At 36.1% G+C, this 12,601-nt stretch carries 14 protein-coding genes; 1 reads left to right on the plus strand and 13 read right to left on the minus strand.

Annotation, left to right across the window (positions count from 1 at the left end; translation table 11 throughout):
• Position 1: 1 nt before the first annotated feature.
• From nusA to QBE53_08985, 12 genes are all read right to left on the minus strand, one after another.
• Positions 2 to 1,156 carry a transcription termination factor NusA gene (gene nusA / locus QBE53_08930; protein WZL83218.1) on the minus strand — a complete coding sequence of 385 codons (1,155 nt, stop codon included), beginning with the start codon at positions 1,154 to 1,156 and terminating at the stop codon, positions 2 to 4.
• Positions 1,157 to 1,180: 24 nt separating this feature from the next.
• Positions 1,181 to 1,645: a ribosome maturation factor RimP gene (rimP, locus tag QBE53_08935; GenBank protein WZL83219.1), complete on the minus strand. Its 465-nt coding sequence runs from the start codon at positions 1,643 to 1,645 to the stop codon at positions 1,181 to 1,183.
• 101 nt (positions 1,646 to 1,746) lie between these two features.
• The gene (locus QBE53_08940; GenBank protein WZL83220.1) at positions 1,747 to 2,739 is read right to left on the minus strand and encodes an NAD(P)H-dependent glycerol-3-phosphate dehydrogenase; all 993 of its coding nucleotides are present in this window, start codon (positions 2,737 to 2,739) and stop codon (positions 1,747 to 1,749) included.
• 12 nt (positions 2,740 to 2,751) lie between these two features.
• Positions 2,752 to 3,357 (minus strand): glycerol-3-phosphate 1-O-acyltransferase PlsY, encoded by a 606-nt coding sequence (gene plsY, locus QBE53_08945; protein ID WZL83221.1) that lies wholly within the window; start codon positions 3,355 to 3,357, stop codon positions 2,752 to 2,754.
• A 1-nt stretch (position 3,358) separates the two neighbouring features.
• A complete protein-coding gene (gene der, locus QBE53_08950) occupies positions 3,359 to 4,687 on the minus strand; it encodes a ribosome biogenesis GTPase Der (protein ID WZL83222.1) in 1,329 nt (442 codons plus the stop codon).
• The gene (locus QBE53_08955) at positions 4,680 to 6,020 is read right to left on the minus strand and encodes a DUF512 domain-containing protein (protein WZL83223.1); all 1,341 of its coding nucleotides are present in this window, start codon (positions 6,018 to 6,020) and stop codon (positions 4,680 to 4,682) included. Before QBE53_08955 ends, der begins: the two co-directional genes overlap by 8 nt.
• 10 nt (positions 6,021 to 6,030) lie before the next feature.
• Positions 6,031 to 6,828, minus strand: coding sequence for a peptidoglycan editing factor PgeF (pgeF, locus tag QBE53_08960; protein WZL83224.1), 798 nt, complete (start codon positions 6,826 to 6,828; stop codon positions 6,031 to 6,033).
• Positions 6,821 to 7,171, minus strand: a complete 351-nt coding sequence (locus tag QBE53_08965) for a YraN family protein (GenBank protein WZL83225.1) — start codon at positions 7,169 to 7,171, stop codon at positions 6,821 to 6,823. The genes pgeF and QBE53_08965 overlap by 8 nt, the downstream gene beginning before the upstream one ends.
• A gap of 1 nt (position 7,172) precedes the next feature.
• On the minus strand, positions 7,173 to 7,442 hold the full coding sequence (locus QBE53_08970) for an EscU/YscU/HrcU family type III secretion system export apparatus switch protein (GenBank protein ID WZL83226.1): 270 nt from the start codon (positions 7,440 to 7,442) through the stop codon (positions 7,173 to 7,175).
• Positions 7,443 to 7,446: 4 nt separating this feature from the next.
• Entirely contained in the window at positions 7,447 to 8,976 is a 1,530-nt protein-coding gene (locus QBE53_08975; protein ID WZL83227.1) for a flagellar hook-length control protein FliK, read from the minus strand.
• An 11-nt stretch (positions 8,977 to 8,987) separates the two neighbouring features.
• Positions 8,988 to 9,728: a ribonuclease HII gene (locus QBE53_08980; protein WZL83287.1), complete on the minus strand. Its 741-nt coding sequence runs from the start codon at positions 9,726 to 9,728 to the stop codon at positions 8,988 to 8,990.
• A gap of 34 nt (positions 9,729 to 9,762) precedes the next feature.
• Positions 9,763 to 10,593 (minus strand): prephenate dehydratase domain-containing protein, encoded by an 831-nt coding sequence (locus QBE53_08985; GenBank protein WZL83228.1) that lies wholly within the window; start codon positions 10,591 to 10,593, stop codon positions 9,763 to 9,765.
• Positions 10,594 to 10,710: 117 nt separating this feature from the next.
• Between QBE53_08985 and QBE53_08990 the strand changes: the two genes are divergently transcribed.
• Complete coding sequence (locus QBE53_08990) at positions 10,711 to 11,805, plus strand: ribonuclease H-like domain-containing protein (GenBank protein WZL83229.1); 1,095 nt, start codon at positions 10,711 to 10,713, stop codon at positions 11,803 to 11,805.
• Here QBE53_08990 and QBE53_08995 read toward each other — a convergent pair.
• Positions 11,802 to 12,593 (minus strand): protein-glutamate O-methyltransferase CheR, encoded by a 792-nt coding sequence (locus QBE53_08995; GenBank protein ID WZL83230.1) that lies wholly within the window; start codon positions 12,591 to 12,593, stop codon positions 11,802 to 11,804. The genes QBE53_08990 and QBE53_08995 overlap by 4 nt on opposite strands.
• Between the last annotated feature and the right edge of the window lie 8 nt (positions 12,594 to 12,601).

A 12,601-nucleotide genomic window follows, 5' to 3' on the forward strand; every position in this document is an offset into this window, starting at 1 on the left:
ATTACTCCTCAAATAATGATTCATCAAATGGATTGATTTCTACTTCAACGTCTTGTCTGCTATTCGCACTCAAAAATAATATTTCTGGATTATCTAAATCTTCTTCTGTGATAAATCCGATTTCTTTTGCCTGCGTTTCACTTTTTATATCAATACGATATCCGGTCAACTTTGCCGCCAGACGAGCATTTTGACCTTCCTTACCGATGGCAAGGGATAATTGATAATCCGGAACGATGACTTTCGCACTTTTTTCCGCCTTATTAACCGCAACTTGAACGACTTTAGAAGGACTAAGGGATGCGGCGATAAATTCAGCCATATTATCATTCCAAGGAATAATATCAATTTTTTCACCATTTAATTCATCAACAATTATACTGACTCTTGAACCATTATGCCCAACACATGAACCGACAGGATCGACTTCATCCTTTGTAGAATACACTGCAATTTTTGTTCGTGAACCTGCTTCTCTAGATATTGACTTGATTTCAACAGTTCCATCATGAACTTCCGGAACTTCGCTTTCAAAAAGGCGTTTGACTAAATCCGGGTGAGTTCTTGATACATATATTTTAGGTCCTTTTGTCCCTGACTTTACTTCAATTACATAGACTTTAATTCGTTCATTAATTGAATAAGTCTCACCTGGAACTTGCTCTTTGTCAGCAAGGATTGCATCAATTTTCCCAAGATTTACGATAACACTGTCTTTGACGCTGCGTTGGATAATTCCAGTCACCACTTCTTTTTCTTTTTCTTGATAAGAATTTAATAGCAAATCACGTTCAGCTTCACGAATTTTTTGCACGACAACTTGTTTTGCCTTTTGTGCCGCAATTCTTCCAAAATCCTTAGGTGTTACCTCAATTTGGACATGGTCTTCGACATCAAGATTTGCATCAATTTCTCTTGCCTCGGCTAAAGAAATTTGCAATTCTTTATGTTCTACATTTTCGACAACTTCTTTTTCAGCAAGAACAATAACATTGCCCTTTTCTTTGTCAATAGTCACTTGAATATTTTGGGACGTCCCAAAATGGTTCTTACAAGCTGTTAGCAAAGAGTTTTCAATTGCTTCCAGCAAAACCTCTTTGCTAATATTTTTTTCTTTTTCAATTTGTTCCAATGCTTGAATGAATTCAGCATTCATTGTTTTATCCTCCTTAAACCTACCTTAAAAGATGATTGCTAGGCGTATGATTGCAATATCTTTTCTTGGGAAAGCTTGTGCATTTCCTTCGATATCAATCGTTACTGTTTCGTCATCATAAGCTATGAGTTCACCTGAAAATTCTTTGTTTTTGTCGATCGCTTTATAAAGTTTGAGCTCTACCATATCTCCTAGATGCCTTTCAAAATCTTTGTCTTTTTTTAAAGGGCGATCTAGTCCTGGAGAACTCACCTCCAAAATATAAGGGTCTTTGATTGGATCTTTTACATCCAGCTTCTTTTCTAATGCTCGGCTAACGAGCTCACAGTCATTTACTGTGATACCTTCAGGTTTGTCCAGGTATACTCTCAAATACCATTGATTCGCTTCTTTGATATACTCAACATCTACACATTCAAATCCGTTCTCTTGTAGAATAGGCTCAAGAAGTTTATACGTTATCTTTTCGACTGAATCCTTCGATGCCATAGCAACACATCCTTTCCTTCTGCAAATAAAAGAGTGGACATATGTCCACTCCTTTCGCATTAATCACTTATCTGCTACATTATATCATAATTCATATGATATTACAAGTTTTCAAATTTCTTTTCCCGGTTCATTAGCTCAGAGACGGCAATCTTAGGATTGCTTTGCTCAAACAAGACTTCATTCACCTTTTCGATAATCGGCATATCCACATCGTATTTTTTGGCTAATCCTAATGCTGCTTTTGCTGAATACACCCCTTCTACAACCATTTTCACTTCTTCAAGTGCTTCATCAAGGGTTTTGCCTTGACCAATAAGAATTCCCGCCCGTCGATTTCGACTGTGCATGGAGGTACAGGTAACAATCAAATCTCCGATACCCGACAGACCATTAAAGGTCATTGGATCGGCACCCATTTTTTCACCCAAGCGACTGATTTCAGAAATACCACGAGTCATGAGTGCTGCTTTTGTATTATCACCATAGCCCAAACCATCTGAAATACCTGCCGCTAGCGCTATGACATTTTTCAATGCGCCGCCAAGCTCTATTCCTAGTAAGTCAGAACTTCCATAAACACGAAAATTCTCATTCATGAAGGTATCTTGAACTTTTTTTACTACCGCATCGCTTTTTGATCCAACGACAACAGAGGTCGGAATCCCGCGGGCAACCTCTTCTGCATGAGAGGGTCCAGATAAAACAGCAACTTCAGTATGAGGAATTTCATCTAAGATGACGTCTTCTAATGTTTTGAAACTTATATCTTCAATACCTTTAGCAACGTTGACAATAATTTGATCTGATGTTACAAATGGACACATTGCTTTTGCGGTCACACGTACAAAGCTTGAGGGAACAGCCATCACCAAAATCTCTTGCCCTTTGATGGCTTCTTCTAGATTCGATGTATAACGTAGTGTCTCTGGCAAAACAATTCCTGGAAGTTTTGCTGTATTTTCGTTATTTTTTTGTATTGCTTGAACTTCTTCCTCAAATTTTGACCAAACGGTCACTGTATGTTGATTATCATCAAGCACCTTTGCTAAGGCACATCCCCAGCCTCCGGCACCGATTATACTTACGTTCATATTCTCACCTCGTTATTCTTTACTTTTACTTCGTCCAATTTTATTTTCATTCCCATTAAGTAAGCGTTTGATGTTGGCGCGATGCTGATAAATCGCCAGAAGCATGAGGGTCAAACTTACGCCGAAAACTTCTATATTCATTCCTTTAAACAAATAGAATAATACGGGCATCAGAATGGCCATCAACAAAGAACCTACAGATACATATCTTGTAATAAAGATAACTAAAGCCATCAACAGCATCATGATCAATCCGGCGCGATAATCAACAGCATAGATAAGCCCAAGGGTTGAAGCAATACCTTTACCCCCTTTGAATTTCAAAAATACCGGCCAATTATGACCAAGGATAACCCCTAAACCAGCATAAATCGCTATGGATATATCTCCGTCTGCCCATTGATAAATAATATAGTAAGCTACAATCGCTTTTAATAAATCACCGATAAAGGTTAATCCACCAAGTTTCCACCCCATAACGCGAATGGCATTTGTCGTACCTGAATTTTTACTTCCATACTCTCGAATATCAATATGTTCTTTAAAGTGACCAATTAAATAAGCAAAATTAATACAACCGATAAAATATCCAAGGATTACGGCAACTATTCGCAGCATATTACTTCTCCTTTCGTTCCCTTGCAATTAAGCGAATTGGAGTTCCTTTAAAGCCAAAAGCTTCACGAATTTGGTTTTCAATATAGCGTGTATATGAAAAATGCATTAATTCCTTGTCATTGATAAATAAAATAAATGTTGGCGGCTTAATGGATACTTGTGTCATATAGTATATTTTAAGGCGCTTTCCTTTGTCAGAAGGCGGTTGATTCATTGCCATGGCATCATAAAGAATCTCATTCATAACCCCGGTTTGAACACGCATGGATTGATTTTGAATGACCATATCAATTGTCTCAAAGAGTTTATTAATACGAAGACCTGTCACTGCTGATATAAAAACAATCGGTGCATAGGTCATATACGCAAGGGTTGTTTGAATGGAATCTAAGAAACGATACATTGTCTTGTCATCCTTTTCAAGTGCATCCCATTTGTTTACAACAATAACGGCTCCTTTGCCTCGGTCATGGGCAATTCCAGCTATTTTTGCATCTTGTTCTGTAATGCCTTCTGTTGCATCAATCATAATAAGTACTAAATCCGACTTTTCTACGCTAGCTACAGTTCGAACAATTGAATAGCGCTCCAAATCTTCTTTGATCTTATTTTTTCGACGAAGTCCCGCTGTATCAATAAGGCGATACTGTTTGTCATCGTAGGTAATCAAAGTATCTATGGCATCCCGTGTTGTTCCTGCGATATCACTGACAATCAATCGATTTTCGCCTAAGATCTTATTAATTAACGAAGATTTTCCTACATTGGGTTTTCCCACAATAGCGATGCTTGGGATTTCATCTTCTTCATCATCTTGCGCACTAGCATCAATGATAAAGTGCTCTACAACTGCATCCAACATATCGCCAAGTCCTTGTGCATTGGATGCGGCAACCGGATGCGGTTCGCCTAAACCAAGATTATAAAACTCAAAAACATCATATTGATATTTTTTAAAGGAGTCTACTTTGTTAACACATAAAACAATAGGTTTATTTGAGCGTCTAAGCATGTCAGCAACTTTTGCATCGGAATCAGTAAGTCCTGTCTGAACATCCACCATAAAGATAATTACATCGGCAGTTTCAATGGCAATCTCAGCTTGAGTACGCATATGGCTCAAAATCAAATCTTGACTATCAGGTTCTATTCCTCCGGTATCAATTAATGTAAAATCATAGTTTAACCATGATACATCTGCATATATACGGTCACGTGTTACACCTGGTGTATCTTTTACTATGGAAATATTCTCTCCTGCCAATCGGTTAAATAGCGTTGACTTTCCAACGTTTGGTCTACCAACCACAGCAACTATCGGTTTACTCATATTCAATCTCCTTACCCGTCATTACATTAAATAATAGAGTACCATCAATACGTATGGGAACAACTTTTGTATTTAATGCTTCACTTAATTCTTCTAAAGTAATATCATCTAAAAAAATCTCTTCATCTGATTTTAACATATTATCAGGGATATATACACATTCACCTAAATCAAATGTAGCGCATTGTTTAATAATATCTTGTCCTGTCACAAGTCCGGACACTGTAATTCTTGGTCCGAAAAAATTGTTTTCAATTCCAAAAACTTGTGTTTGAGTTGTAATCGCCTCTATATCTCGAACCTGCATACTAAATTGTTCCATAACTGGCTGAAACAATTTTCCTGAGATCATACTGATTTTTTTATAACGATTGTTTTTTTCTGCATCAAAGCTATAGCCCTTGATTGCTTCTTGAAATTCATTTTTTAATAGACGTGTCATTCCTACGCCATTTTCATATTGCAGATATCCATCATACGTCTTTTCACTTGGAACATCTTGACCTGCCAAAAAATAAAACTCATCGGCAGCATGAATAAAATGTGAACCACTTTGTTCATAAAATTGACGTTGATACTTTTCAACCAGTTCAACCACTTGCTTGGCATCTTCAGACGTAAATGGCTCCAACTTTTCCAGATGGTCTCTATATTTGGACAAACCAACGGGTACAATGGATACACTCTGAAGATGTGGTGCATATTGATACATTTTACGGATGGAATAATCCAACTCCTCTTGATCATTGATTCCTTTGCACAGAACGATTTGACCATTCATGGTAATTCCGGCTGCATATAGCTGGTCCATATAATCAATAAGCTTGTCTGCAAACCGATTATGCAACATGGCTTTACGCAGCTCCATATTCATTGTATGAATCGAAATATTAATCGGAGAGAGTTTATATTCAATAATGCGTCGAAAATCTTTGTCTTTCATATTTGTCATGGTAATATAGTTACCTTGTAAAAACGACAGACGTGCATCATCATCTTTAAAATACATTGTCTCACGCATACCCGGAGGCAATTGATCAATAAAACAAAAAACACATTTATTGTGGCAGGATTTATAGTCATCCATCAGACCAGACTCAAATTCAATACCTAATGTATCATAGGCTTCTTTTTCGATAAATAATTCCCATTCTTCGTTTGTTGAGGATCGATACACAATAAGTTCTATTTCTTCATCGTTTTCAATATAACGATAATCAAGAACATCCTCTATTTCTTGACCATTGATTGAAATCAATTCATCACCTGGCATAAGTTCTAATTCCTCAGCAATGCTGTCTTTTTCAATGGATTTGATAATATGTTTGCTCATAGTACACCTCTTATCTTAGAGCGAATATTGCAACGTGACTTCCTCTTGATGCACCCATGCGTCGATGTGAGAAAAATAATTCATCATGGCAAGATGTACATAATGAACTCACTTCAATATTTGACGCCTTAACACCTGCTTCTTTAAACATCAATTGATTGGCTAATTTTAAATTCAGCATATATTTTTCCGAGTTCTTAGGTGTGGGAGACATAATCTTTGCTATTATATCATCATTAAAGGATAAATCAAACTCTTTTTTTACATCTTTGGATACTTCATAACAACATTGACCAATGGCAGGACCAATACCTATTAGCACTTCTTCTGGATTTGTCCCATAATGTTGTCGCATTTGATCCAAGGTTTTTAATCCAATCTTTTTTACGGTACCTCGCCATCCACTATGGCTTAGAGCGATGGCCTGATGTATCGGATCATAAAAAAATAAAGGAACACAGTCTGCATAAAATGTCGTAAGCCCAACCCCCGGCTTATCTGTCATCAGTCCATCAACGCCCTTTATCTGACTTTTTTTGGTGATTCCCATACCTAAATGACGTTCATCTACAGCCATAACTACATCTGAATGTATTTGATCAGATAAAACCAGTTGTTGTGTAGATAATCCTAATGTTTTTGTGACACGGCGGTAGTTTTCGATGACATTTTCCTCTGCATCACCTCGGTTAAACCCCATATTAAGGGAAGCAAAAGCTCCTTGACTTGCCCCCTCTAGTCGTGTTGTATATCCATGGGTTATATGTTTATGTTGTTTAAAAAGTTCAAATTCAATCAAGTTATTCATGATAATCAAATGCTCCTTTATGGTATTCCAATGTATCGCCAATCCAACAGGCAACGTCAAATCGAATAGGACAATCAAACTTTTGTGTGTTTTTAATATACCAAATGGCCGTTTGAATGATTTTATGTTGCTTACGATAATCAACCGCTTGAGAAGGGTGTCCATAATTTAGTGATGTTCGATATTTAACTTCAATAAAAACCAGATAGTTTTTATCTTGTGCAATAATATCGACTTCTCCACATTTACAGCGATAATTCATTTCAAGAATCTTCATAGAATGGTTTTTAATATAGTCGCTTGTTTTCTCTTCATAGATTGTCCCTAATTCACGTTTGTTCATTTTACACCATCTTATCTTTCAGTTTATCTAAATCCGAAACAAAAATCATGATCTGTGCAACAATCTGATATAGTTCTTCCGGTATTTGGTCACCAAGGTCTAACCGACTTAATTCCTCAGCAAGTTCGGGGTCTTTATAAATGGGCACATCCGATTCAATCGCTTTTTCCAAAATGTTTTGTGCAACAATCCCCTTGCCGCTAGCAAGTATATTCGGTGCTTGATCGCCTGGAGTGTATCCAATGGCTGTTGCTTTTTTTCGTTGTTTCATTTTATCACGCCCTTACATCAAAAGTAAATCGCTTTGGCTCTGTTTTGGTTTTTTGGGGGTCAAAATATTCACGGATTTCCTGTACATCTGCATCGTGTAAACGTATTCCCAGCCCAACGATATTAAAGGATTGGTTAATCAGTTGTTTATACAGTTGCGTTGTATTTTCTTGCAATAACGTCTCCGTATCTTGTCCATCAACATAAAATGTTATATCGACATTTTTCATGTGTTTTGCAATATATATATCCATATGCCCAAGATTTCTAAAATCTAGGCGTAACAAAGCAGTGATTCTTTCATCTGAATTTTTTCGCGTTCCTTTTTTATTCATTATATAAAGTTGACTATTAATAAATTGTTGATTTAGCATAATCGGCAAATGAATGAATTGATAATTTTGCTGTAGCTGATTCATAACATCCATTCCCGTCTTTAATTGTTGTGCCTGTTTTAAGACCTTTTCACCAGAGCTGTTGAGCTCTTGTTGACTTGCCGTCTCAATCAAATCACTTAAACGTTCATACACTTTATTAAAATGCTTTGAAATACGTTCATGCTGTTCCAAATCTTTTCGACCAAGAAGGAGGTTTTGGTTTAACACCTGTTCTGTTAGACGTTGGGCTAATGTTTCCTTTATATGTTCTTTTTCTATAGGAAGTGCTTCAAAAAAATCTAGTAATCCTTGAAGCGTTTTTACATTCTTCAACTGAGTTAAAGCGTCAGAAAGCACAGTTTGGTCTTTGGCGGATAGTTGAGGAAGAACCTGTTGTCTAAGGGTCGTCTCAACCTGTTCAAGCTGTTGTGGATGAATGGGTTCGTTTTGGTGAACCTCTTGTCCTTCTACAAGCGCTAAAGCGCTCTTAAGCATTAAGTGCGATGAAGGATTGTCTCGAACAAGTGCTTCCAAGAGCATAAAAACCTGGGGTTCTTTTATTGCCTGAGAAGCCATTTGACTAAAGGAAGCTAATGCTTTTGACATATTTTGTTGATCCGCTAGCAAAGAATCTATATGTTGTATGGATTCTTTAGAAATTATGACATCGTTTTTTTCCATAAAAATCAGGGTTTCTAATTTTGCTTCAGGAAACCGTTTGACAAATCGATGCATTTGCAGAACACTTTCTTTATTGACTGGCATACTGTTTTCTAATAACGCTTTCACAATATCCATATTTTCAGACGTTTGGTCAAGACCTGCATTAGAAAGAATTTGGGCGCTATTAAGTTCAAGCGTTTGCTCTTGAATGATTGGCTTTAAGGTCAATTGGTCCTGCGTAGAATCTTTTACTTCAAACAATAAATTGTCACCTATTTTAAATGGCATTGCTTCTAACATTTTTGCACTCATCTGTTGACCGTTTAATAATTGAATCGTTACTCTACTTTGTAGAATATCTAAAATTTTCCCTTCAAGTATCTGCCCTTTTTCAGGTAATATATATTTTCCTGTCATTGCCATTGTCTTTGATGTTTTTGCTGAAGTATTCGATTTATCCGATGGGTTTAATATATTTGAAATATCAATACGCAATAGATCACTCCTTAATGAACAAAATTTTTGATGAAGCTCTTTCGATGAATAGGGCATGGGCCTATGTTCTTCAATTGTTTAATATGCTCTGCTGAACCGTACCCTTTGTTACTCTTAAACCCATACTCTGGATAGAGTTCATCGTACGCAAGCATCAAACGATCTCGTGTCACTTTTGCTAAAATACTCGCCGCCGCAATCGATAAGCTTTTGGAATCCCCTTGAATTATTTTAGTCTGTGGAATAGAGACATCAGGGATGATAACCGCATCGTTAAGCAAATGATCCGGTGCGACCTGACACTGATTAATCGCATGTTGCATTGCTTTATAGGTTGCTTGCAAAATGTTGATTGAATCAATATCTTCTTCTGATACAACGCCGATTCCATACGCCGTTGCCCGCTGGATGATTTCTTCGTATAATGCATCTCTTTTTTGGGAAGTTAATTTTTTAGAATCATCTATATATAATATCGGATCTTTTGGATTTAAAATAACTACTGCCGCGACAACGGGTCCTGCTAAAGGCCCACGACCTGCTTCATCAATCCCGCCAACACAATAGTCTAAAGGCAATTGACGTTCATATTCAAGCATACTCTCTACACGCGCCACTTCATCTATGTATGCCTGCTTATCTTTTTGGGCGCGCTTTACCAAATGAATAACACCCTTTCTTGTATCCTCTCGGTAAGTCTGAATAAACTGATCAAGTTCTTCTGTCGAAGTCCTTGCTAAAATTTCTTTGATTGATGTAATGGATTCTGGCTTCAAAATATCTCCTTTATTTGACACGATAATATGATCCTAGGACAACAACATTATATTCATTCATTACTTTAATAACAGCTGCCCTAACTTTTTCATTGCGCTGATAACACCCTTCTACATCAATAAAAAAGTTATAGTTTCCGAGTCCTTTTTTTGTTGGACGTGATATAATGGATACTAAGTTTATTTGTTCTTTGGCAAAGACATTCAAAATGTCTACAAGTAGACCCGGTCGATCTTGGTCGTCATGAATAACCAACAGTGTTTTCCATTCTTTGCTTGGGTTGATTTCTTCATTATGGTGTGTTGCCAAAACAATAAATCGCGTCTCATTTTCAAGGGAATCTGCAACATCATCCAACTCTAACATAAACGATTGATCTTGGTGTAAAAAATGCATTGGAACAATTGCACCGTCTGTACGCATTCCTTCATTAAGTTTTTGGTAAGATGCAGAGTTACTTTGCGTTGTAATGATTTGATCTTCTCGAAAATTTTCCAAAAAATCCAGACATTGATTTTGCGTCTTAAATTGTGTAAAGACTCGGTCTACGTCAGAAAGTTTTTCCGTATTCGCAATAAATCCAAAACGTATAGGAAGTACAATCTCATGAATAATTTTAAGTTTTGAATGTGTGAGTAAATCTAGGATAATTTGAACAAATCCATCCAGTGTATTTTCAATTGGAATAACTCCATATGTACATTCTGTTCCTATTGCATCTAATGTTTTACGCATTGAAGAGTAATAATTTAATTCACCGCTTAACCCTTGACAGTGCATATATTCTTTGGCCGCTTTTTCTGTATATGTACCCTTTGGCCCAAGGACTGCTATATTCATAGTTTACCTACTTTCATTAATGTTCTGCTTTGTTCTATTGTTTATTATACATTGAAATCTTTTATCATACAACGTATAATAGATAAGATGTTATTCGTTGTTTTGAAAGGATATGTCATGCAAATCATTCATAAAAAAATACATGAAACTGAGTATAAATCTATTTTAGAGATCCCATCTTTTTTTGATAATAGCTGTTATATTGATATAGAAACCACTGGGTTTGATCGAAAACGACATATGATTTACTTGGTCGGATTGATCTATAAGCTTGATGGAATATTTTATTTGGAGCAATACCTTTGTGATAAATCATCCGATGAATACGAACTTTTATATCGATTGAACGAAAAACTAAGCCAATATGACTACTTGGTTCACTTTAACGGGCAAAGTTTTGACCTACCTTTTATCCACGCACGACTTAAACTATATAATATTCCAACTCAAATGGATGCATGTACATCAATTGATTATTACCACGCTTTAAAGCCCTATAAGCATTTGCTAAAAACAGATAACCTAAAGCTTAAAACCCTTGAACGCCTTTTGGGATTTCAGCGGTCGGACCCTTTTGATGGCGGACAATTGATTGAATTATTTAATAGTTATGTCCAAGGGGACGTTCAGCTACGCCCGGCATTATTGTTACATAATGAACAAGACATGATTGGACTATATCTTTTAAATGCTTTTTATCCATTGTATGTATTGACATATACAAAGGAACTCCCCACGAAATGTGCAACATTAAACACAGATAAAATCATCCTTACAAAATCGTTGCCTGATAGTCACGGATACTATTTGTTTGAGCATTTTTCCCCTTATGGCAAGGTAAATGTAAATATGGATAGGATCGAATGTTCTCTTATGTTATATGAAGGTGTTTTAAAATATTTTTATTCGGATTATACCCAATATTATTATTTGCCTGTAGAAGATTATGCCATTCACAAATCAGTTGCTAATTATGTCAATCAGCAATACAAAAAGAAAGCTACCAAAGCTACTGCCTACGTAAAGAAAAAAGACATCTACGTACGATGTCCTTTGAGCGAAAAAGAAATTATTCAATTACAAACAACGGAAAATCCTATAACTGTTTTTCATATGGATTATGATGAAACACACACCTATATTCAAATCGATACGTTTAAAAAAATATATCCTCATGTGTTTACTCCGTTGTTAAAAGCTTTACTTTCTTAACGGTTGACTTCACCATCTTTTTTATAAAAAAATGTGTAGTCCGAAGAAAAATTATATCGATGGGATTGAATGATTTGTTCTGTACTACCGACAAATAATATCCCGTCTTTTTTTAACGACTGATTAAAGCGTGTATAAATCTTGTCTTTTGCCTCTTCCGTAAAATAAATCAAGACATTTCGACAAACAATCAAATCACACTGCTTTGGATAAGAATCTTTTAATAAGTCATGTTGTCTAAACTCAATGCAACGCTTTAAATTATCGTTTATTTTATAGGACCGACCGACTTGGGTAAAATACTCTTTTTTAAATTCTTCAGGTACGCCGGCAATGGATTTTTCGTTATACAATCCGACTTTAGCTTTGGAAAGAATTTGTTGATCAATGTCGGTTGCAATAATCTTAATATTGCTTAACGGCATAAATTTACTCAAAACCATCGCTAGAGAATATGGCTCATCACCTGTTGAACATGCAGCAGACCATATTGTGATTTTTTTTCCGAAGCGTTCAAACAAATAAGGCAAAATTTGTTTTTCCAATACATCCCATTGCGTTTTATTTCGAAAAAACTCTGAAACATTGATGGTCATATAGGTAATAAATTCTTCATAAACTTCTTTATTTGATTTTAACGCAGCTACATAGTCGTCATATCCCTTAAACCCATTTTTTCGGATTAGGGAGTCGAGTCGACGCTTCATTTGCCTTTCTTTGTATGCATTTAAATCAATCGTTGAAAGCTTAAAAACCGCTTCTTTAAATTGTTCATAGTCTTTTATCATTATTCCGC

The sequence above is a fragment of the Vallitaleaceae bacterium 9-2 genome (assembly GCA_038396585.1).
Lineage (GTDB): Bacteria > Bacillota > Clostridia > Lachnospirales > Vallitaleaceae > UBA1351.

What these genes read in the sequence shown, in the direction of transcription:
- nusA (WZL83218.1), bottom strand. Translation starts at nt 1,156, where the DNA reads ATGAATGCTGAATTCATTCAAGCATTGGAACAAATTGAAAAAGAAAAA.
- rimP (WZL83219.1), bottom strand. Translation starts at nt 1,645, where the DNA reads ATGGCATCGAAGGATTCAGTCGAAAAGATAACGTATAAACTTCTTGAG.
- QBE53_08940 (WZL83220.1), bottom strand. Translation starts at nt 2,739, where the DNA reads ATGAACGTAAGTATAATCGGTGCCGGAGGCTGGGGATGTGCCTTAGCA.
- plsY (WZL83221.1), bottom strand. Translation starts at nt 3,357, where the DNA reads ATGCTGCGAATAGTTGCCGTAATCCTTGGATATTTTATCGGTTGTATT.
- der (WZL83222.1), bottom strand. Translation starts at nt 4,687, where the DNA reads ATGAGTAAACCGATAGTTGCTGTGGTTGGTAGACCAAACGTTGGAAAG.
- QBE53_08955 (WZL83223.1), bottom strand. Translation starts at nt 6,020, where the DNA reads ATGAGCAAACATATTATCAAATCCATTGAAAAAGACAGCATTGCTGAG.
- pgeF (WZL83224.1), bottom strand. Translation starts at nt 6,828, where the DNA reads ATGAATAACTTGATTGAATTTGAACTTTTTAAACAACATAAACATATA.
- QBE53_08965 (WZL83225.1), bottom strand. Translation starts at nt 7,171, where the DNA reads ATGAACAAACGTGAATTAGGGACAATCTATGAAGAGAAAACAAGCGAC.
- QBE53_08970 (WZL83226.1), bottom strand. Translation starts at nt 7,442, where the DNA reads ATGAAACAACGAAAAAAAGCAACAGCCATTGGATACACTCCAGGCGAT.
- QBE53_08985 (WZL83228.1), bottom strand. Translation starts at nt 10,593, where the DNA reads ATGAATATAGCAGTCCTTGGGCCAAAGGGTACATATACAGAAAAAGCG.
- QBE53_08990 (WZL83229.1), top strand. Translation starts at nt 10,711, where the DNA reads ATGCAAATCATTCATAAAAAAATACATGAAACTGAGTATAAATCTATT.
- QBE53_08995 (WZL83230.1), bottom strand. Translation starts at nt 12,593, where the DNA reads ATGATAAAAGACTATGAACAATTTAAAGAAGCGGTTTTTAAGCTTTCA.